The organism is Rhizobium leguminosarum (assembly GCF_002953715.1).
Lineage (GTDB): Bacteria > Pseudomonadota > Alphaproteobacteria > Rhizobiales > Rhizobiaceae > Rhizobium > Rhizobium leguminosarum_V.
In genome coordinates this window covers 57,324-79,039 of the sequence record NZ_CP025015.1, presented here as the reverse complement: position 1 = coordinate 79,039, position 21,716 = coordinate 57,324, and the positions used below count along the sequence as shown (strand labels likewise).

Genomic DNA, 21,716 nt, shown 5'->3' with positions numbered 1-21,716 from the left:
CGCCAAACGAACCGTGGCTCAATGAAAGAGGGGTTTCACACTCTGCGTTGGTGCTAACGGGAGGCTATACGCGGTCACAATCTTGCAGTGGCTGTGGGTATCGCTGACCTGCTATTGGAAATTGCATAAAAGCGCTTCAACTTTCGCTCGAATCAATGTCGAGTAGTACGACGGCTTTTAGGATTGGACAACGGTTGTCGAGGTGAGGAAATGTTGCCAATATTTTTGCTTTCCGGACCGATTTCCGTTGGAAAATCCGCGCTGGTTAAAGAGTTCGAACTGCGATTTGGCGCCATGAAGGTCTCGACACGACAGCTCCTATTAAGACAGGAACCGGGTGGTGAGAGGGACGCGTTGATCAAGCTTGGCCTGGAACTCGATGAGACGACAGCAGGTAAATGGGTTTTAGACAATTTCCTAACTCTAGCCGGGAAAGATCTGGATACGGAAATTTGGCTTATTGACGCTGTTCGAACAAAAGACCAGATCCGGCATATTCGTGAGCGGTTTGGGGACAGAGTTGTTCACGTCCATCTTTCCGCTCCGATAGGGGTGCTTCGGCAACGATATTTGGATCGGCCACCTGAACTACAAGAATTTGCAAACTACGATGAAGCCAAACAACATGGGACAGAAAAGAACATAGAGGATCTGGCATCAATAGCAGATCGCAAACTGGACGCAAATATAAATGGGCCAGCCTCACTTCTGGCGCTTGCTGCCGGTGGACTGAACCTGTTTCCACAGCGCGATGAAAGACTTGTTGATGTGCTCGTCGGTGCTCAATATGGCAGCGAAGGTAAGGGGAACATCTGTGCTCATATAGCGAAGGAATACCAAGTGCTTGTGCGGGTTGGTGGACCGAACGCCGGACACAAAGTGGCGCACCCAAAGTACGACTACATTCAGCTCCCATCGGGAACGCAGTCTAACCCCGAAGCTAAAATTTTAATCGGGGCTGGTGCCACTCTATCTGTCAAACAGGTCCTCAAAGAGATCGCAGATCTTGGTTTGACGGGTGACCGTCTCTCAATTGATCCTCAGGCGATTATTATTGAAGACAATGACGTCGCCGTCGAGATGGGAAGCCTGGAAGTTATCGGGTCCACAAAAAAGGGCGTCGGAGTAGCTACCGCACGGAAGATTCTGGGTCGCGGAGACCATATTCATTTTGAGGCGCCCGTTCGTCTGGCAAAACACATTCCAGAATTCAGAGACTTTCTTCGGTGCACCAAGGTTGAGCTCGAAAAAGCATACGCTCGGGGCGATCGTGTCCTCCTCGAGGGCACACAAGGTACGGATCTCAGCATTCATCATGGTGAGTACCCCTACGTCACTTCCAGGGAGACGACAGCATCAGGTTGCCTTGCCGATGCCGGAATTCCTCCAACTAGGGTGCGTCGCGTCATCATGGTGATGAGGACCTATCCGATCCGGGTCGGCGGCACCTCAGGCCCTATGATGAAACAGATAGACTTCCAAACAATCGCAGACCGCAGCGGGATGCCCGTCTCGGCGCTCGAGCGCATAGAAAAGGGGACGGTGTCGGGCAAGATACGGCGTATAGGTGAATTTGATTGGGAGCAAGCTCGGCGGTCTGCCGTCCTCAACGGAGCAACGGACATCGCACTGACTTTTGCAGACTATATAGATGCGTCGAACAAAGACGCTGTGGAATTCGATATGCTAAGTGTTCGAACGAAAGCATTCGTGGCGGAGGTTGAGCGCGTTGCAAACACGAGGGTCTCGTGGATCACAAAGGATTTCGGGCCGGATGCCATCGTTATCGATCGGCGTAAAGGGACAGTGTGACCATGGATGTAGATTTTCTCGTGCAGACTTATCCGCGACTTTACCATATGGCCGAGGACGGTTCTTTCCCCTCAATCCAGCAACAAGGCCTTCTGAGCGCAACCGCGCTTCTAGACCTCTATGGAATCAACGGCACGCATCGCGAGGCAATCGAGGGGCAGCGCCGTCCCGAAAGCGTTGTTATTTCAAAGGCAGGATTGCCTGATGCTGTCATTCGTGACAACAAGCCGATGAGCGACAGCGCACTTATAAAGTGCCTTCTCGATGGTGTTTTGCCCGAACAATGGTATAGAACGCTCAACCGGAAAACTTTCTTTTGGTTGCACAAAAAGCGCCTCTGGAAGTTGCTAGGCGCGGATGCATATCGAGATTATCCGCAAACCATTCTTACAATTGATACCGCATCGCTCGTCGCCTCGCATCACGATAGGATATTGCTTAGTCCAATAAACAGTGGCTCGACCATCATGAAGCCGCAGCCGCGTGGCTTGGCGACTTTTGTGCCGATCAAAGACTATCCTTTTCACGAGCGCAGGAAAACGCGACCGGTCCACAATGCACTAGTTGAACTCACGGTCGACTATGGCGTTCACGACATCATGGACCATCTCGTCGCGGCGCATCAGTTTTCAAACCAGCAATTGGTTGAACTATGGCGGCGTCCGGGCGCGACCGCTGATGACGGTCCGCACGAATAGCCACGAAATTGAGCCTCAGCTGCGCGCTGATTGCGGGCGCTCCCCTCCCAACATCAAATAGAGCGTCTCGGCTGCAGCTCGCACGCAAATGGAGTAATCTATGGGTCGATTGCCTGAACCTCATCCATTGGACTACGATTGGCGCTACAGCGAGGCGAGCGTTCAAGCATTCGCGGAATTACTGCCAGTCAGCCAAGGGATTCTTGCTGTAGGCGCTCCGTCTCTCGCAAGACATCTTGAGCGCGCTGGCCGGGAAGTTTGTCTGGTAGATCGCCAGCCGTTCCAATGTGTCGATAATCATCGCGTCGCCGATATTGACGCTCCCACACCCGTTGAGAAAGGTTTCCAAACGGCGGTTATTGACCCTCCATGGTATCCGGCAGACGTTCGCACCTGGACAGCATGGGCTGGTAACTGTGTTGGGATAGACGGCTCTTTGTTTGTGACGGTATGGCCCTCGGGAACGAGGCCGGGAGATCGGGATGAATATGAACAACTGCTGACGTGGATGGCGGCTTGGTCAGAGGTAAGCGAATATGGCTTGAAACCGACGTATGAGGTGCCATCCTTCGAGGTTGCGGCGTCCCATTCCGCCTTCGGCGGAGGCTTGTCAACGAGCCCTAGGATGGGCCGCCTGCTTCATCTGAAGGTTAACGTGCCCTGCGCGGTGCCAGCGTCGCGGCCGAAACCGGTTTTGTGGCACAGGTTCGTGTTTAACGAGTATCAGATTGCAGTTCGCCCAGCGCACGAAGGAAATGCACAGCCGCCGCATTTTGCACGGTTGCCGAATGTTGAGGGTTGGAATTGGCCTTTCGTAAGTCGTCGAGCTCCGGGACGCGACTTAATCGACGTTTGGAGCTCGCAAAACGAAATCGCCGTATCAGCGACAACAGGTGCGTTGGTTGACGCTCTACGTACCCTCGCTACTCTGAACGACCAGCGATCCTTTGAACGCACTCTGTCCAATTTCCCTCAACTGTTGGAGTGGCGTCTGCCGCGCCCGCCCTACTGGAGAACGTTTGAATGGCAGCACCAGCAATAGCGTTGCGCTTCCGAGACACGACAGTCGGGATCGATACTATCCGCTCTCACGCTAGCATCCTAGAAGCAGAAGGCGCTGTTTGGTGGGGTTGGTGGAAAAAAGATTTTGAGAACAATCATGCCGACTTTCTCAAGAGCGCAAAACGGCAGCTTGATGTGCTCATCATCGACAGGTCAACACGTCGGATGTACCGTGCAACCGCAATTGACAGGCTTGTAGGGTCCGATCAGCTTCCGGAGCTATCGCTCGTCCCTAATTACTACCGGCAGTCCGCACATCAAATCTATGGCTGGTTTAAGCTCATCTCACTCGAGAAGGCCGAGACCTATGATGATTCTATTGGTAGCAAGTTCGGCGACGGAACTTTTATCGTCGTGGACGAGAGCTTGTCGGTCCGGCCCTCTGCCCCAGTTGCTGGCCCTAAGTCTGAAAGATCGAGTATTCTGCATCTCTCGGACTTACATTTCGGGCCTGACTACAACTTTTTACGGCCGAATGAGAAGCCGTCTATCGGCGATCCAAAGAAGTCGCTCACGGATTGCGTATTCGAGGATTTGCGCAGAGTTGGTCTGCAAGACGATATTGAATCTATCCTTGTTACCGGCGATTTCACTTCGAATGGCGATTGGACCGACGCCATGATGGGATCTATTGTGACCGAGCTTACTGGCTTGGCCTCTCGCCTCGGGGTTGAGCTAAAGAACCTTTTGGCTCTTCCAGGTAACCATGATGTCGTGCGCTATCCGGCAGGCAACAATATCGACATCAGAAATATAGCGGTCGAAAATCAGGCGGCATTTGAGCACGAGCGAAATTTTCGGTATTTCTTATCGGAGTTGCTTAACCGCAACGTAAAAGAGCCCCTAAATTATCATAAGAGGCTGAAGCTCAAAGAAGCGGACGTAATCATCGGCCTATTGAATTCCTGTCGAATTTTGGCGACCGAATGGACGGAATACGGTTACGTTGGACCGTCTGGGCTGGATGTTTTACAGCAAATGGCTGACGAAGTCCCGGAACGCGAAACCTATCGCGTGATGGCTCTCCATCACCATCTTCTGCCCGTATCTGAAGTCGAGGCACCTTCAAAAAAGGGCGTTACTTTGTCCCTGGATGCTTCCGAGCTATTGGACGCAGCCCAATTTGCAGGGGTCAATATTGCCTTGCATGGGCATCAACACATGCCGAAGTTGGCTCGGTATCAGTCAATTCCATTAATGGGTGCGGAGCAAAAATCTCCGATCGTCGTTGTCTCGAATGGTAGTGCCGGCGTTTCTGCGGCCCGCAGACCCGGCGGCGAGCGAAATACCTACTGTGTAATGACTTTCACAAAAGAAGACGTCCTATTGCGGATGCGTGAGTTGCGGTCAGACGGAAAACCGGGAAGTGAGCTCTACGCAGGACCTGTTGGGACAACACCGGAGAGTCCATGCTGATTGTGCGGCGATTGGCTGAGAACCGGTCAACTATCGTTAAGGAGCTGTTGAAATCTTGTAAGGAAACGATGACGTGCTACTGCTGGTGCAAGGAATTCGACCTTGACGGGCGCAGGATGAATATTTGATTGGGCGGCCCAGAAATCCGTTCCCGCCGGCATGAGCTGTGCCTGCTCAGCCGCCAAGACACGTAAATCGGCCGACTTAATGTACGGTTTCGCTTTCTCATCCATCCCGAAACGATGGAAAATTGCCGCCTCAACATTCGCTTCGATCGTCTTGTATTCCGGCAGTAACTGCTTGAGTGGCCGTGTGATATCCCCAATAAACGCTTCCGCGGCGTCGTGAAGAAGCGCTTCGAGCTTAAACTGCTCTGCAGTCTCAGACACGTGAAGCGAATGTTCCGCGACGGAGTAGAAATCCCTGCACTGCCCTGCATAGCGACAAATGTTGGATAAACCTTGGGCAATGTCGGCAATGGTAAATTCGCTCGCCCAAGGATCGAGCAGATCAAACCAGCTGCCGCTTGCGAGCATGATGCTCGGGCCAGACTTCATTTTCACAGCGACTTGAGCGTTCATCGTCATTATCCTTGAGCGAATCAGTTCAGTTCTGCTACCTAGAGGCGATATTTCACTATTCCCACCAAGGCATCAAGTATGGAAAGTGACGAGCCGTCTTTTGGTTTTAGTGCGATCTGCAAATCAGCTTTTCAGGAACCGATTCGTATCGCTACCCTTGTGAGAAGGTATCCACGCAAAAATACGACACGAAGGTTAAAAGAGGATCCGAGGACCTCCCCAATCGGGCGGGATCAGCAATCTTTAGCTGCTACCTTACCTCGACCCGATGACGGTGTCCCAACACGATCCGCAAGGGTCAATCAAACTCAGAGGGTCTTGAGCTTGGCAGGAACCTTAGCTTTTCTCAACAGATCGGCAACGTGGCTCGTCAGGCCCACTCTGCCGACAACCACGATCCCATGGTGAGCGGGAAGTGAGGCGAGCAATGTACGAAGAGCTTCCAAGCCAGTCGAGGTTTCAAATTCAATCCAGTTGTCAGCGAGTCCGGGGACGATGACGTCAGCCATCGTGCCCGTCGCCCCGCAATGTAGTTGCACGATCCACACGACGTCGCCGTCATGAACCCATTCGAACCTGACGGGACCAAGGCGGCTCGCCAAGACAGCGTATGTCGCTCGAACATTTTCCAAAACAAAGGGAGGGAGCGATTCCGGAAACTGGAGACCAAGCATGAATTGATCACCCTCGCCTCGGCGGCCTTCGATGATGACCTGATCTCTCGGCCCTGTCACGGCGGCACCTGAAAACCTTGCGCGAACAGCTGACTGGCACAATACGGATCGAATTTCCTGTCCCGATGAATCTTCGTTTGTCAGCAAAGTAAACGGATCGAGCCACCCTTTCACGGTAGTATATAGACCGGGCTGTGGTTCAGTGGGCGCCGTTCGAGTCCAAACTTCAGAGGAGCCCGTCTCTCGACCAAAAGTGAAGGGTGCCGTGCGTCGACCGATGACAGTAGTCTTTGGAACGGGCACTCCTAGACTTTCCGCGACAAGAAGGCCGAATGCCTTGTCGCCCAGATGGCGGCTAAATCTATTCGGCCACGTGATCGCTGCCGGAAGGAAGCTCGGCGCATCCCGCTCTAACTCCCAAATAATTGTGTGCCGCCCATGGTATCCCCTAGGCTTCGGATGAATGCTGAACTCGACACGGGTGTTCGCTGGGAAATTTAGATCTGGAGGAAAACGATACACTGTTTCCAGAAGCTTGGCGCCTAGGGCAAAGGGAAGCGAGGCAGCGCCAGGTTTTTCGACGCAACGCGGTGTATCATCAGGCGCGAATTCAATCAACTGTCCCTGAACGACACCGGACACTCCCCCGTCGTTGATGTCGATAGTCTCATTCACGATGAGATGGAGGTTATCTGCCGCAAGCCGTTGAAGTACCCCCAGTACCTCTTCAACGTGCTGCAAACCGTAAACAAATTCCCTGCTCCGTGGGCTATTAGGTTCATAACTCCGAACATTTACCATTTTGTCGGAGCTACCCTCCAGCAACGCGGTGACCGCCTCGCGAACCGACGTAAATCGATGGTTCTCGTCATGTCCTAGAATTCGGCAAAAGCTCTGGATTAGGGAGCTGTGGCTATCAGGGCGGAAACTCACAAACTGAGCCACATTCGCGGTAGAGGCCAGGGAGTTGAGAATCTCGTCTTTGTGAAGCGGCATAGGTTTGACCTGACAATTATCGGATGAATGGCTCTTACAGAATATCAAGCGATACAAACAACCCCGTACCGGTCGTTTGTGAATAGGTGAAGTGCAGATGTCCCCAGCGGGGCACTCGAAAGGTACATTTCGCGATCAAATGGGCGAAAGGTCACCTGTTCCCCTTGAACCCTCGACGCTGGACTTCCCGACTAGGTCTGGATTCAAAGTTGCCGCGCGTCCGACGAAAATAGCCGCTATTCTACGCCCTTTGCCCGAAACCTCTCCCTCCCCGTCGCGTTCGCGCCATCCCAGCTTGTCGACAATCCGCAGCGCCGCGCGCGGCGAGACATCAAGTTCCGTGGTGGCAATGTTGGATGACACCAACGTCGCCCTCACCAGCTCGATCAGTTTCCTCAGGTTGAGTTTCGCGGCTGCCGGGACGCAGGCAGGAATTGTCAGGCCGGGTTTCGCGATCGCGATGCTTACGAGGATCCGTGCAGACGGAAGACAGTCAAGGTCGGAGCAGAAATCGCATTTGTCCGGTGCTCTTGCCTCCACGGAACGGACCCGACGCCAGTCGAGTCCTGCAAACAGCGCTTCGAATTGTGCGTGGCCGAGTGTCATCAGACCATCCTTGATGCCCGGCCAAGTGAAGGTGTGTTCCTCCAATCGCTTGTAGGCCATCACCAATCCGCTGCCGTCCCAGTAGATCAGTTTCAATCGGTCTGCCTTGCGCGACCGGAATACGAAGACCGTCCCTGTAAATGGGTCCTTGTGCAACTCGTTCTTGACCAGCGCCGCCAGGCCATCGTGGCCCTTGCGGAAGTCGACCGGCTTGGTCGCCACCATGTCCGAACGCGGTTCGATGGAAAGATCATGCCGGAACCGCGCAGGCAAGCGCCACGGCAGCGATGCGGGTGGCAGACGCGCCTTCTTCCAGGCGGATCGTGACCGAACCGACGATGATCGCGGGGCGGCTAGTCTTATTGATCAGCGGTTCCGAAACGGGTGGATCGACGATCACCGCTGCAAACTCCACCGCATCCTCGGGTGCAGGCAGAACCAGCTTGCCCTGCCGCGCCATGGTCCGCCAACTCGAAAGGCGGTTCGCCCGCAATCCAAAGCGTTCGGCGACCTCATTCACCTTCGCACCGGGCCGAAGGCTCTCCGATACGATCTGCGCTTTCACCTCATCAGGCCAATGCCGATGAACCTCACGCCCAGACTTCCTGGATGTGAGAAACTCCCGTTGCTGGTCCATGGAATGGCGATCACAGATTAGGGCCAAGAGGTGTTGCGTCAGTTGGATGAAATATCCGAAGAGGTCCGACGGTATCATTGAGCCGATGCGATGCACAGCAGCAAATCGATCAGGCTGCCTCACGCCTGCGACCATAGCGGCGACATGCATTCTGTCTTGAAGCAACCCACGCGCAATCATGATCCGACACCTATGAATGTGGCTCAGTGCAATCACCAATCGAGCCTCTCAGCATCATCATCATGCAAGCGAGCGTCCTGCTCATAACTTTTAGCTATATTTTCAAGAATGGCGGATGTGCGCGGCCACTCTAACGCCGTTGCGCGCGACCATTCACGATACTTCAGGACCAACTGATGTTCCTGCGATCCCCCATCACGAGGCAACCTAGTTGTGACACCTCGAAGATTGCGACGACCAATCATTAGTCCGGTATCGACATGTCCGCTTCGAACAGTTTCAATCACCTCACGAACAGCTTCTGCGGGCCAAACGCCGTCCTTGCCATTCCCAGAGCAAGCGAGTATCTCGCCGATTTTCTGGTCCGCAATATCTTCTCTTCCCGCAGACCTTGCCAATCGCCTTGCCTCTCTGACCCAACCTTCGAGAGTCGTTTGGTCGATGCCGCCGTCATCGGTTGTTCCGGGGACGACGTTCCAAAGACGCAAAAGGTCAAAGGCTTTATGGGCGAGAATCTTCGCACGATCTGGATCTAGTTGTACCTCATCAACAACACCGCTCTCGTCGCTGGGTTTATAAATTGCTGAGATCATCTCCATGAAAAGCTTCGGGTTGGAAGCCAATTCGCGCATGATCATCTTGGCTGGACGCTGCGAGTATTCGAGCAGGGGAAGATACATCCACTCCAACATCAGCATTTCGTTTGTGTCCAAATCCTCGCGCTTGTCCAGATCCGTCAGAATTTCAGCTACGTAGTGTTGGAACATGGTTGCCTCATTACCGTCGGTCTCGGAATCGACAGGCTCCTGAGCAGCCTCCTTTAATGTGCGTACGAGCAAATTGGAATCGAGCTTCATGCCTTTGTGCGAGCGTAGGCCGACAAGGTGGATCGCATGACGAGCCCGACCAACCTCTATCAATTTGTTCAAGGCGAAAGCCGTATCGGCAGGCTCCTCGTCAACCCAAAGGATCGGTGCTTTTTTCCAGTATTGTGTCTCTAGATTTACACCCATCTGTTGGGCGAATGACCACGTCCCCGAAGAGACTGGAAGCGCGAGCAGAATTGTGAGGATTGCATCGTCGGTGGCGCCACTCTCTCTCACCTGCGCAAGCAAGGCTTCAACCCAGCCATCACCTCTATTTCCCCGAAGAGTAAGTATTATGCCTCGCGCCAGCCATAGACCATCTTCCCCTTCACTCGTGAGCGCACGCAGCAAGATTTCGTCTTGTCGTATCGGATCACCTAAATCAGCGTCCGCCACGGCCATTCCTAGAAAGCCTCTTTCCTGAACTGTGTGGACAAGAGCAAACAATCCTTCGACGCCAAGATTGCTGAATGCAATCTCAACAGCCTTCCGTCGTTCCTCCCGAAGCTGCGCCTCTCTCTCACTCCATCCCCCGACAGGGTTCGGAACTGCTGCGGAGGTCTCAAAAAGCCAAGAAATTTGCCCAGCCGGGTCATCGGGATTCAGGGAATCGTAGATTTCTTGAAAGTGAGCTAGTTCCTTTTCGGGGAGCGCCCACGCTGCATCGCTGAAATTGCGGTTATGGTGCAGAATGGCGCGCAATTTTTTTCGCAGTGCGCGGCGGGCACCATCATCGGTGATCTGATGATTGAGTTCTTTAAGCTTCCCTAGGGCTTCCTCACGTTTTGCTCCCAAGTTTGCCCACAGATCAAGTAACGCCTCCCATCGAGGAACATCCGTCGAAACATCGGCAAGTAGGCGATCAATTATGGCTAACGCACCCTTTTCAATTAGCGCGTATGTGACGACCTCCGGTGCCGTTGTGGAAAAGTCTCGCCAGCGGGGGGGTGGAGCGGGTGAAAAGGAATCGTGCCCCTTCGGAAGAATGCCCAACATCAGCTTCCAAACGGCCGTGGGATATCGTTCCCGCAATCGGTCAAGCACACGGAGCCTCTGATCCAAGGTTGCATGCGTTTGCGGTGCCCAGAGGAGGAACGTAGTTCTCAGACTATTAGCAGGACGGTTGCTGTAGCGACCGCCTGGGTCTATTTCGTCAAGTGCGGCAAGAATGGACGAAACACGGCCAAGATAGTCGGGTGACCAAGCAAGAGTTTCGAGCGCCCACAACAATGGTGACAGATGCTCGGTCCCAAAAAGCGGAGAATCGTCCTGCCCAAACAGGACGGCAATAGGAGTATTGTCTCGACCTAACGCATCATCAAGAGCGCTAAGAAAGCCTAGGGGAGAAGCCTCGGCCAAGAGCTGGAAATCCCTCGATAGAGACCACCAGCGCTGACGGTCCGCGCCATCAAGCAAATTGCGGACAATTCGATCAGGCAATTGATCGGCGGACGGCGCCGATGACGCAAAACTCCCGAACAAAGCCAACAAGATCAGCACTTCACCCAGTCCATGGCGTAAATGCTCGGAAAACTGCGGATGCACACCCCGGATGGGCGCGTACCAGCGTTCCTCCTGAGACATCTCAAATCGGGGATCTGTCGCACTCAAAACGTCGAAAGTGACCGCAGCGAACCGCTCGACGTGAATGGTTGATAGGTGCCGGGCGAGCCATCCCCATGCATCGCGCGGCGAGGCAAGCTTCCAAGTGGAACCGGCGTGGCGGAGTGGACTGTCAAAATTCCCTGCGAGACCCGCTATCTCTGCTGCAAATTGTTCGTATGGCATATCGGCCAAACGGGACAAGATTGTCCTGTCCCCCTCATTGCTCTCATCCCATCCGCCCGCCAATAGTGACGCGATCAGCGATTGTGACGGAGTCTCTTTCGCCCATCGCGGTACACGTCCGGGGACGCTGGGTATCAAGCGCCGCAGAATGCTCAGGCTGCGGGAAGACTCTCGAGCTAGCCCGTTTGCAGTCTCTGGCTGAATGCCGATTCCCATTAGCGAAACCTCGATACTCTCGCGTGACGGACGCTCTAGCACGACTTCAACCTTTGAAGACGAACTGTCTTGGCCATAAGCTGCGAGGACGTGATGTCCCTTCTTAGCCAGAACTTGCACCAATCCCGGTTCGGGGTCCAAGGCGACAATAATCAAGGGTGTCGCACTATCACCGGCCAACCTCGCCATCTCAGGGCTTGCCGCAACGAGGCATCGGCAAAGATAATGTTCGGCAATTTCGTGAGGAAGTTGGGAGATGGCAGAATAGAAGAATGCGGAAACTTCTTCAGGGCTTTCGCCCTTCACAGCTAAAATTGACGAAGGCTCCCGAAGCCACCTGAGAACACGGGTTGCGCTTTCATCGCGATCACTAAGCAACAACTCGGTCGACAACGGCCAGCGGGTTGCGAGGGACCACTCAAGCCAATGCTCACGAAGATCAAGCGCTCCTGCAGGGCGCTTACCAAGCGCAATGGCAAGCCATAGGCCAACGGCGGGGTATAACTCGATCCAGTGGACCAGATCACTACCATCGTAAGCGCGGACGTCGCGCCAGATATTCTCAGCCCGCTTCGCCTTTAGCCAAGCCGCCTTTTCGGGCCAGTGACGGGGGGTAACAAAAACGAAGGTTGTATGGTTGGGCACAAGACCCAACGGATCTTTAGCACGCTTTTTGAAATCGTCATTGGCCTTGGCGGCAATGCGGTCCCGCTGCGACCCGATCTCCCAACCGGCGTTACCCGCCGGGACGAATTCCGTGTCCTCGTTCGCCTCGGTTATGCCGTCCCAACCGGAATACTGTACACCCTCGTCGGAGGGAAACCGCAGAGACATCGGCCGTACGGCCCTGGCCAATTTTGCCAGAAGGGTAGGCAGAGAATCTTGTCCATCGCGGCGCTCGGCCCATTGCGCAAGGTCGGTTGCATCAACCCATCGGATAGGTGAACCACCTCCGCCATGGTCGGGGAGCGCAGGCAATGGAGGGCCGATGACAGCTCCTCCCTCACGAAAGGCGATACCCGCCGCTTCAAGAGTGCCACGGATTGCCTCGGCGTTTTGTGAAATGGGAGTTCGATGCCCACGCTCGAAATCCGCAACGGTTGACGTGGCTACCCGCGCATTAGTCGCTAGATCCTGCTGGGACCAAGCCAAAAGAGCTCGCGCCGCCCGACATTGAGCGGGAGTGATAGCGCCCGTGGCGCCTGAAGGAGATGGATCCACAGACATCAGTGAATTTATATGACATCATAATAGAAATAGCAACTAGCTCGAAAGGATCGAGCCCACGGATAGGCTGGAGGTGAAGCTCAGCCGCTACTTATCACTCAAAGCGGAAGGCAAACTGGCGCTGACCGTATTGGCGCTGATCACCCTGTGCAGCAGTACCGCCATGGCGATCTGGACGTGGCATTAATCGCTTGTTTATAAGGTGCGGAGAATCGTGCTTTCGCTGACACCGAATATCTTGGCAATACGAGCAGAAGGCTCACCTTTTGCCCGCCATTCAGCAATTTTCCTTAACTCCCGAGGCCCAAGTTTCGGCTTACGACCAAACTTCACGCCCCGCGCCTTCGCCAATGCGCGACCATTGGCGAAACCTTCAAATCTGAGCGGGCCGAGGTGGCTTTTCTAGAAAGTGCGAAATGGGCTGAGTATGCGCATTTCTTTTCCCACCAGCTCGGCATCGTTGAGTGTCCACCAATGATTTCACCCCCGGTCGACGGGCAATGGGTTGCTTATCCGTACGCGCTAGATCACGCACACACAGATGGAACCTGCGCAGTTTGGATCGAGACGACGGCGCGGCGGTCGTTTGCCCGGCACGTACGACTTTACTCCAATGAGTACGCAGCTGTTGCCGATAACCAGATTATCGCCGGAATTCTTGCGCGGCCAGTCTAGTCGTCGTCCTCGCCATCATCGACGTAACCCTCGTCGCAATCTTCCGGACAACAAACCTGCCCGGAAGGCTGGTTCCCATGGCCGCAATTGAGGCAAGGAACAACTTCACCGTCATCATTGTAGTCACCAGATCCCCGCAATCAGGGCAATCAATCGAACCGGTCCCATCGCAGCGCATGCACTTTCCCATAAGCGCTTCTCCGAACGGAGTTGAAGACAAGCTATTATGCGCATCTCACACCTCATCGCAATTGCAAGGAATTGCTGCCACGCGTCCTGAGCTTTGCGGAGAGATCGAAACGGCCATCCATAGGACGCTTGGAAACAATCCTGTTAAAAAGCGCGGTCCGCACTGATCGGTGTCATGTCATACACATCGGTCAAGCGAGCCTAATCCTGGCCTCGTTTTCGGTACGAACTTCTTGGCTTTCGGGTATTCTCCGGCCAATGAAGGTCAGGGCGGACAAACCAGCTCGCATCGTGGTAACTGAAAAATGCCGGAGGGATCGGCGTTAAGCCCAGCAGGCGCCCGAAGTCCATCGGTGTCATGACGCGCGTGCGCAGGCTGCGGAACGGCTCTTTCTGCGCATTAGCGTCAACCAGGCGCTTCAGGCGGAAATCCATTGTCAACAGGCAGAACATGTCGTGGCGCTCGGCGGTGCGGATATGCCAGGCGTCCAGGTTGTTCCTCGGACCAAGTTTCTCCAACAACGCGGAATAGAGGACATCGTCTGAGCCAGCCAGACGTATTTGCTGCTCTTCTTTCGGGTCAGACCTTGTGAGCCCGCCCGGTCCCATCATTGAAAACGCAAAGCCATCTACGCTTCTCATCCGGATATCACGGAATAAGCCGTGATCCATTAAGCCATAGCCGCGAAAGCGACCAACCGGCTGCCGCGCTTGCTCGTCGGCGGATGTGCAGAGCTCCAGCATCCCTTTTCGCGCCAGATGGGCGATACCGGGCATATACGTGACGTTCCTGTAGACCTCGGTATCGCAATCGGGGCCGTGGACGCAGATTCTGGCGGCATATCCGCCCTCGATATCCATGTCGCCCCACTTCTTGGTTCCGGTGGATATCCACGCCGTCTCATGCGTGATGCTATGACCAAGCACGCTGCTATCAACCAGGACGCGCCGAGATATCCCGCTCAGGCGTTTTCGTGCCTGGAAAGTCGAAGCGGTAACTAGGAGGTCCACCAAGCCTGGTAGATACCGGAAGCGCCAGTGCTCGGCTCTTCTTGACCACATAGTCCGCCAATTCATCCTGAAATACCTCCTGCGGGGTGATCACTGCGAGCGTCTGGGCCGGTGATATCTAAGCTCGACCGCGGCCAGAATCGTTACCGTCCCCATCGTAGGCGGATCTCAGCTCTTCCTCCGCAAGGTCAATGCGCGCTTTACCAGAACAGGAACTCAGATCAATCATTGCATGCCGCAATCTGGCGAACCAAGCGATCTGCAGGACGAGGAAAAAAATCTGGCACGCAAACTCCGCACCAAATAAAACCGGTGCAAATTTAAAGTCTTTGCGAATCCCATTTTCCGCGCCGTAGACAGTCATGAAGGCGTCCGCTGGATGGAATGTCAGTCTAAAAAGATCATTCTTAATCGTAAGCAAGAATTCGGATACGTAGAATTGATCCAAAAGCACATAAAGCGATGCCAAGATCGGCAACACGAACACCCATCGTATGGGTCGAAACCACTCGTCGCGTTGCACGAGCGAGGATCCTTCGGTTTTCTGGTCGAGGCGCGGCCGGCCACGATCACCTAATATTTGCGTTGCGAGTATCAACCTGAGACGAATGGCATTCCCTTTGCTTGAGTCAATCAGAAATCTTAGCAGCTCTGCTTCATTCTGAATCAGGCAGTACAAGATGAAACTTCCCAATAGGCCGGCAATTCCATTGAAAATCCAGAAGACCGTTCGATCGATCGCAACACCTAAGATCGGAATGCTAAAGGTGCTGCCCTTTCTGAATCTATCATCCATGAACTGCTGAATGTGGTGCGCTATCAAACTGTATCGCAAAGAGATCAGCGATGACTTTTCATCGGGTGTCCCTACGGTGCAAGGCTCCGTATCGGTGAGAAGACCATGCTCATTGAACGTAGGATCGAAATACATGGTCTCCTTGAGGCTGGCGCATGAGGCCGCGTGATCCAAAAGCACACGGTATCTCTGAGCCTGAGCTTCGACGCGCGCTTTGGGTACGTCGTTAAAGTAGGCGCTGAAGACAAACGTCGCGCTAACGGCAAATACAATGACAAAAAAATAGACAGCCGACCGTGTCCGGTCACTATTTCTGTCTAGACTTGCAAGTAAAAGCGTGAATTCACTATCACTGATCGTCATATGCACCTCCCCCAGGAGCATCCAAGATCCTAACCGCCATATAAAGTTGCACCACTACGCAGAACGCCCCGTTTGTCTGGTTGTCGGACAGCAGGCGCTTCGTAATCAGTTATGTCTTCACCTATATCTCTTCAGGTTGTCCAACCTTAAGAGCTTCTGACTGTGCCTCCGGTTCCGGAGGCTGTGTTGCCATTGCAACAATGACCAATGACAATGCTTTTTGTCATTTGCGCCCGCGTGTTCACGCGTCAAATGGCGTTTCATATCTCGGCCCAAGCCGCGCGGTCGGTCCCGCCCTTGCTGGGCCTTTCGACTGCGGTAATAGCCCTACAAATCAAGTATAGCGCAATAAAGGCCGGTTGCGTTCCAATTTGTGATTGCTACTCTAACTATAACGGCTGGGGCAATCAATGAGTAATAAATTCGATCTGTTTGGCGATCTGGAGCGTCATCTCTCGCTTGCGTTGAGATGGGGGAAATGGGGCGCAAAAACCGGCAGGAATCTGAAGGCCCGTTCAGCGCGGCAGCACGTCGAGGAATTGTATGGGCCTGAAGTGGCTGACGCGGTGGACGCTGCGGTGCGCTCAGGACGAGATCCCGGACCGATTATCGAACGTGCGAAGCGTGATCTCGCGGCCCGTCAGGAACGCGAGCGCCAGATTGCCGATCCTCCGCCCCTCTACGGGTCGGCCAGGTGGCCGACGTCGCAGGATCTTCGGCCGTACCTTCGGGACAGGAAAGCTTTCGACGATCCCCGGTCGATCCAGCTCGGCACATTCAGCGACGAAGGCCAGGCCACACCTGCCGGGTTCGCACATTGGGACGGCGACGGCCATCTGCTCACCATCGCCCCGACACGTTCAGGCAAAGGCAAGACAACCATCATTCCGAACCTGCTGCGTTATCAGGGGAGCTGCGTCGTGCTCGACCCGAAGGGGGAACTGTTCGAAGCAACGTCGCAATGGCGTAGCACACTCGGGCCCGTGTATCGGATCGCGCCGCTGGACGGTGGATCCGGCAAGCCTGTCCACCGTTTCGACCCCGTCAGCCGAGTCCGCCGGGAGTCCGATGCCCGCGCGATCGCCATGCAGATGTTCCCGCGCGACCCGAAATCACCGGCGTTCTTTGCCGATGACGCGGTCGGTTTTATGACCGCGATCGTCATGTTCGTGCGATATAAGGCGCCGCCGCACCGCCGAACGTTAGCAACCGTGTGCCAGATGGCATCGCTGAAAGGCGCCAGTCTGCTCAAAGTCGCAAAGGAGATGGAAGCTTTCCCTCCGTCCGCCGATGGCGCGCGCGCGAGCCTCGAAAAAGATCCGCTGCGGGGACTGAAGGTTCTGCAGGAGACGCTGACCAGCAAGCTCTATAAGTGGAAGGACGCGGATATCCAACGCAGCGTTAGCGGCAACGATGTCAGCTTCGAGAGCCTGAAGGACCGGCCCGCCACGGTTTATATTGAGATTCCATTCGATATGATGAAGACCTTCTCGGGATGGCTCCGGGTGGTGCTGAAAACAGCACTTGATGCCATGCTTACCAATCCACGCGTTCCGGACATCCCGGTTCTGTTCGTACTCGATGAGTTTCTGAATATCGGCGCCTTCCCCGAATACCGTGACGCGATCCGCACTCACGCCGGCGCTGGAATCCGGCTTTGGTTCTTCCTGCAGGACATCTACTCGATCGAGGAACACTATCCGGGCAACAGCTGGCGCCCGTTCCTCAATTGTGCCGTCAAGCAGTTCTTCGGCATCAATGATGACGACACCGCAAAGATGATCGGCGGCTATCTCGGCCACAAGACCCATGCAATCCGGACGACCCGCGCCAGCGCCAGCATCTCGTCCCATCTTGGCGAGTGGTACGGCGACGCCTCCACCAACACGAGCTTCTCGATGACTGAAAGCGTCCAGTTTCTTGGCCGCCCGCTGCTGACCAGCGACGAGGTCAGGGAACTGCTGGGCGGCTGGCAGGGTGACGGCTGGCGCTACGGGATTACCGATATTGCGGGCACGAGGCCATTCAAGACGCAGCTTGTGGTGCATGAAAAGAGCGAAACCTGCCGACAACGCATCGGCCTGATGACAAGAGGGGAAAGCGATGACCGAAATGACCATCAACTATCGGCACCTCAAAAGTAGCAGCCTGCCGACCTAGCTGGGACTGGTCGCCGGGAGCTGGGTTGGACTGGCGTGGGGCAGCCTGATTTCCGCGCCGGTCGGCATCGGCGTTGGCGTTGCGGCGGGAAGCGCCTTGGGCGGTTTCCTGGTGGTGCCGGTCTGGGGTACGCTCTGGGGCCTGGTCGGGCTCGGCAGCCTGCTGAAGGAAGATGATCCGGCTTGCGCAGCGAGTGTATGCTCTGGCGGCGCAGTTGGGTCTCAAAACCCGCCCATGGGTGGCCGTTATGCCGCACAACAATGCCTATGCCATCGGCGCCAGCGCCGACAACGCGCTGGTCGTTATCGGCCAGCCACTGATCGACAGCCTGAGCGAAGACGAGGTTGATGCCATTATCGGCCATGAACTCGGCCATGTCGCCAACAATGACATGCGCCGCATGGGTCTGGCCCGCTCGTTCCAGAATTCCTTGGTCTGGTACCTCGGCTTCTCCGACACCTTGCAACGCTGGGGCCGCTGGCTCCTGACCTGGCTTAGTGCTGCGCCTGTCGCGCAGCCGGGAATACTGGGCCGATGCCATCGGCGCCGCCCTCACTAGCAAGGAACACATGATCGCCGCGCTGGAAAAATTGCATAACGGGCCGGAACTGAGCGAATTCGAGCGTCAGCATGCCGGGCTGATGTTTCGGGGTGTGGCGGCAGGCTCTCTGCTGTCGACACATCCGACGCTAGAGGAACGGCGGGCAGCGCTGCAATCGGAAGCTTATCTGAATCGCCTGCCGGTCTTGAAGGCTAATATCTCCACCTTGCAGCCTTCAACGGCAGATTTGCCGAAAGTTGAGGAGATAGCGTACGCGAAGGAGTGAATACATCGGGTACGATCGGGCGATTTCCGTGACGCCATTGTATTCATGAGGTAATAGCTTCCATATGCACATCCGCTACCGCTTCCCTCTTAAACGGTCATTTATCCTCGACGACTCCTGGCCCTTGGAGGGACACGGTGGCGCGGTGTTGGAATTGGAACGGAAGGACCACGAGGTCACTCATATCACGGTGACATTCCGTGACCAGCCGCTGAGCATGGCGCCTCAACTGACGACTTCTGATCACGGTCCAATCGCCGCAGATATTAAGATGCGGGACAGCCTTGGCAGCGTCGCAGTCCAGATCGTCAAGCGCCTTCAACACTTTCTCAGCATCCACCATTCTTTGGAAATCAACGCCGATGACGTTGAGGTCGCCTTCATCCCGAAGGATGACGCGGAACGGGCGCAGATCAAAATCTTTAATTTCCAATCGTCCACCGTCACACCGAAATCGCGGATAGGGTTTTCTATGGTTGCGCAGGCCTTCTTTGCCACAGAGAGCAGCGACGACCCGTCCTTCGTGACCTCATTTCTGCAAATGGCCCGAGAGGCATCCATGGAACGTCGTTATATCGACGCGTTCCGCTACTGCTTCCTTTTGTTTGAATCCTTGTATGGCAACGGAAAGTTCAAAAAGTCCCAGTTGGTGGATGAAATGCTTTCGAGCGTCGAATTTGTTGTGATGGTTTCGGCAACGATCAGCGATTTCCGCACCGATCCCCTCCATAATGGCTCAAAGACAAAGGAGCTTGTCGCGGAATATCCTGATGCCAAAGCCATGATCGAACACCTTGTCGAGAGACGGGGCTTCTATTTTCATGGCAATATCAAGCGAAGGGATTCACGGCGGCCTGACGACCAGAAGCACGCCGACGAGCTTTCGGACTTCACCATGTATTTGGCGCTCGCTGTCGCCGACTCATTCGCTGCAGCTATGTTCTCGCCCGAGATCGGCAAGCGCTACTTCGAAAACGCAAAGAGATTTGGTGCGATTATGACCGTTCTGATTAAGTTCAAGACCAAGGATGAAAACGACTTCACGCGTGACGGTTCCTTACGCATGCCGACGCCGGCAACCGTCGCGACTAATGGGCTGGCAATGGTGGTACACCTGAAGTTCTTGGAATGGGCCCAAACCGAGCTTCACGGCACGAGCTTGGTATCAGCCGTCGCCCATGATGAGACCACGGGAGTTGAACTTTTCCACTCACACTATTTATCGCCGGCGCCCGCGAAAACATAGCTTCCAAGTCCATAGGCTTTCAATATTTGTCAGTTCTCGTTTTGGGACCGTCTGCGGTCGGCTGCCGGCCGTGAATCACCCTCCGCTAACGCCGGGCTGTCCCTAAATTTAACGTTTCCACCAATCCAGATAATCCTCCGGCTCCAAATCCTCGCGGTGCATTTCCTTTAAAAGCCGTTCCTCGCCGTCACGCTGCGGATGACGATCCTCGTGATCCTGCTCTGGTCGCGAATCCGGCGCATCAAGCGCCGGCCGTAGCCAGTCCAGATGATCCTCCACGGCAACCGGCACCTCGACTTCCCAAGCCTGAACCGAGTGCGTCTCGCCTCCCCCTCGTCCTCCACTCTTCCGCCGAGGCCAAGCCTAGTCTCGAACAAACGATGGAAGGCATCGGAGCTTTCAGCGATGTGCGCAAAAGCGGAAGTCGGGATAGACTGCCCCCGCCGGACCGTTCCGCCGATATTAACGAAGCTTGGCCATACAGCGCCAGCGACGGAATGGCTTTTGTTGGTTGATGCGGTCCAGCTCCCGTTGTAGCTTCGCTGCGAAATCGCGGCACGCTTAGATAGGATTGGAATTTCCATGGCAACCGGTACCGTCAAATTCTTCAATGACGACAAGGGCTTCGGCTTCATTACACCCGAGAATGGCGGACAGGACGTCTTCGTCCATGTGTCTGCACTGCAACGTGGCGGTTCACTCCGTGAAGGCGATAAGGTGAGCTTCGAAGTTGGACAGGATCGCAAAACCGGAAAGTCCAAAGCAGAGAATGTATCGGTCCTGTAACTCCAGGACGTTGTAACTATCCAGCCTGCCAACCATCGTGTGGAGCATGGCCATAGGAAGAGGCTGACAGATGGCCGGCACATCCGACACCTTGGCTCTCCTCATCGATGGCGATAACGCCTCGCCGAAGATCGTCAGCGGGCTCCTTGCGGAGATCGCCACCTATGGCACCGCCAGTGTAAGGCGCATCTATGGCGATTGGACCAAGCCAAATCTCAACGGCTGGAAAGAGTGCCTGCTGGAGCGTTCAATTCAGCCCGTCCAGCAATTTGCCTATACGACAGGCAAGAATGCGACGGACGGGGCGATGATCATCGACGCAATGGACCTTCTTTATACCGGCCGCTTTTCCGCATTCTGCATCGTCTCGAGCGACAGCGATTTCGCGAGGCTCGCGTCACGCATCCGCGAACAGGGCGTGACCGTTTACGGTTTCGGCGAGCGGAAGACACCGCGCCCCTTCATTACCGCGTGCGACAAGTTCGTCTATTTCGATGTCCTCAACGCTAACTCCGTCGAGCCCGAGGCCCGCCAAGATCCGCAACCGGCTGCCGTCGTGAAGGCCAAGGAGGTCAAGGCATCCCCGGCAAAGGCGCCTGTAAAACCGAAGCTTGATGCTGCCGCGTTGAAGATGCTTGAGAATGCCGTGACGGCGTCGGCCGATGAAGACGGCCGCGCAAACCTGGCCCGTGTCGGCGCCCATCTTGCAAAACAATCGTCGGATTTTGACGCCCGCAACTACGGTTTTGCCCGCCTCACAGACCTTGTCGAGGCTTCCGGCATCATCGACATAGAGCGAAGCGGCCACAGCCCGAAGATCGTCACGGTCCGGATGAAGGGGAAGGCAAGGCCAAAGCCCAACGGCTAGGCTCGGCCGCCAATGGACAGCGGCAGCCTATCCAAA

The 21,716-nt window shown here is 55.1% G+C and carries 18 protein-coding genes and 1 pseudogene; 9 read left to right on the top strand and 10 right to left on the bottom strand.

Annotated elements, in window-relative coordinates; all coding sequences use genetic code 11:
• Positions 1 to 210: 210 nt before the first annotated feature.
• The 3 genes from CUJ84_RS32585 (at position 211) to CUJ84_RS32575 (ending at position 4,988) form a co-directional block, all read left to right on the top strand.
• Entirely contained in the window at positions 211 to 1,812 is a 1,602-nt protein-coding gene (locus CUJ84_RS32585; protein ID WP_105009709.1) for an adenylosuccinate synthetase, read from the top strand.
• A 2-nt stretch (positions 1,813 to 1,814) separates the two neighbouring features.
• Entirely contained in the window at positions 1,815 to 2,510 is a 696-nt protein-coding gene (locus CUJ84_RS32580) for a DUF7002 family protein (protein ID WP_105009708.1), read from the top strand.
• A 1,023-nt stretch (positions 2,511 to 3,533) separates the two neighbouring features.
• Complete coding sequence (locus tag CUJ84_RS32575) at positions 3,534 to 4,988, top strand: metallophosphoesterase family protein (RefSeq protein ID WP_105009707.1); 1,455 nt, start codon at positions 3,534 to 3,536, stop codon at positions 4,986 to 4,988.
• 26 nt (positions 4,989 to 5,014) lie between these two features.
• On the opposite strand, the gene CUJ84_RS32570 is transcribed toward CUJ84_RS32575, so the two are convergent.
• From CUJ84_RS32570 to CUJ84_RS32530, 9 genes and pseudogenes are all read right to left on the bottom strand, one after another.
• The gene (locus CUJ84_RS32570; RefSeq protein ID WP_105009706.1) at positions 5,015 to 5,569 is read right to left on the bottom strand and encodes a hypothetical protein; all 555 of its coding nucleotides are present in this window, start codon (positions 5,567 to 5,569) and stop codon (positions 5,015 to 5,017) included.
• Positions 5,570 to 5,877: 308 nt separating this feature from the next.
• Positions 5,878 to 7,239, bottom strand: a complete 1,362-nt coding sequence (locus tag CUJ84_RS32565; RefSeq protein ID WP_105009705.1) for a hypothetical protein — start codon at positions 7,237 to 7,239, stop codon at positions 5,878 to 5,880.
• 135 nt (positions 7,240 to 7,374) lie between these two features.
• Positions 7,375 to 7,602 carry a hypothetical protein gene (locus CUJ84_RS39000; RefSeq protein WP_245457658.1) on the bottom strand — a complete coding sequence of 76 codons (228 nt, stop codon included), beginning with the start codon at positions 7,600 to 7,602 and terminating at the stop codon, positions 7,375 to 7,377.
• 153 nt (positions 7,603 to 7,755) lie between these two features.
• Positions 7,756 to 8,070 (bottom strand): annotated as a pseudogene (gene tnpB / locus CUJ84_RS38995) (IS66 family insertion sequence element accessory protein TnpB); the annotation flags it as partial.
• Between the two features lie 25 nt (positions 8,071 to 8,095).
• A complete protein-coding gene (locus tag CUJ84_RS32555; RefSeq protein WP_245457642.1) occupies positions 8,096 to 8,662 on the bottom strand; it encodes a transposase in 567 nt (188 codons plus the stop codon).
• Between the two features lie 32 nt (positions 8,663 to 8,694).
• Positions 8,695 to 12,759, bottom strand: a complete 4,065-nt coding sequence (locus tag CUJ84_RS32550; protein WP_105009704.1) for a helix-turn-helix domain-containing protein — start codon at positions 12,757 to 12,759, stop codon at positions 8,695 to 8,697.
• 195 nt (positions 12,760 to 12,954) lie between these two features.
• A complete protein-coding gene (locus CUJ84_RS32545; protein ID WP_245457641.1) occupies positions 12,955 to 13,092 on the bottom strand; it encodes a helix-turn-helix domain-containing protein in 138 nt (45 codons plus the stop codon).
• A 732-nt stretch (positions 13,093 to 13,824) separates the two neighbouring features.
• Positions 13,825 to 14,484 (bottom strand): hypothetical protein, encoded by a 660-nt coding sequence (locus CUJ84_RS32535; protein WP_158686995.1) that lies wholly within the window; start codon positions 14,482 to 14,484, stop codon positions 13,825 to 13,827.
• Positions 14,485 to 14,752: 268 nt separating this feature from the next.
• Positions 14,753 to 15,793, bottom strand: coding sequence for a hypothetical protein (locus CUJ84_RS32530; RefSeq protein ID WP_158686994.1), 1,041 nt, complete (start codon positions 15,791 to 15,793; stop codon positions 14,753 to 14,755).
• 410 nt (positions 15,794 to 16,203) lie between these two features.
• Here CUJ84_RS32530 and CUJ84_RS32525 point away from each other — a divergent pair, with 410 nt between their 5' ends.
• The 4 genes from CUJ84_RS32525 (at position 16,204) to CUJ84_RS32515 (ending at position 20,026) form a co-directional block, all read left to right on the top strand.
• Positions 16,204 to 17,937 carry a type IV secretory system conjugative DNA transfer family protein gene (locus tag CUJ84_RS32525; protein WP_105009699.1) on the top strand — a complete coding sequence of 578 codons (1,734 nt, stop codon included), beginning with the start codon at positions 16,204 to 16,206 and terminating at the stop codon, positions 17,935 to 17,937.
• A gap of 188 nt (positions 17,938 to 18,125) precedes the next feature.
• Positions 18,126 to 18,512, top strand: a complete 387-nt coding sequence (locus tag CUJ84_RS39225) for a M48 family metalloprotease (protein ID WP_281069970.1) — start codon at positions 18,126 to 18,128, stop codon at positions 18,510 to 18,512.
• Entirely contained in the window at positions 18,451 to 18,780 is a 330-nt protein-coding gene (locus CUJ84_RS39220; protein WP_281069969.1) for a M48 family metalloprotease, read from the top strand. Before CUJ84_RS39225 ends, CUJ84_RS39220 begins: the two co-directional genes overlap by 62 nt.
• Before the next feature lie 64 nt (positions 18,781 to 18,844).
• On the top strand, positions 18,845 to 20,026 hold the full coding sequence (locus CUJ84_RS32515; RefSeq protein ID WP_105009698.1) for a hypothetical protein: 1,182 nt from the start codon (positions 18,845 to 18,847) through the stop codon (positions 20,024 to 20,026).
• Positions 20,027 to 20,134: 108 nt separating this feature from the next.
• Here CUJ84_RS32515 and CUJ84_RS32510 read toward each other — a convergent pair whose 3' ends face one another.
• Entirely contained in the window at positions 20,135 to 20,317 is a 183-nt protein-coding gene (locus CUJ84_RS32510) for a hypothetical protein (RefSeq protein WP_199788883.1), read from the bottom strand.
• 291 nt (positions 20,318 to 20,608) lie between these two features.
• On the opposite strand from CUJ84_RS32510, the gene CUJ84_RS32505 reads away from it, so the two are divergent.
• Together CUJ84_RS32505 and CUJ84_RS32500 are read left to right on the top strand one after the other, a co-directional pair.
• Positions 20,609 to 20,812: a cold-shock protein gene (locus CUJ84_RS32505; RefSeq protein ID WP_012760580.1), complete on the top strand. Its 204-nt coding sequence runs from the start codon at positions 20,609 to 20,611 to the stop codon at positions 20,810 to 20,812.
• Positions 20,813 to 20,882: 70 nt separating this feature from the next.
• Positions 20,883 to 21,680 (top strand): NYN domain-containing protein, encoded by a 798-nt coding sequence (locus tag CUJ84_RS32500; protein WP_105009697.1) that lies wholly within the window; start codon positions 20,883 to 20,885, stop codon positions 21,678 to 21,680.
• Positions 21,681 to 21,716: the final 36 nt, after the last annotated feature.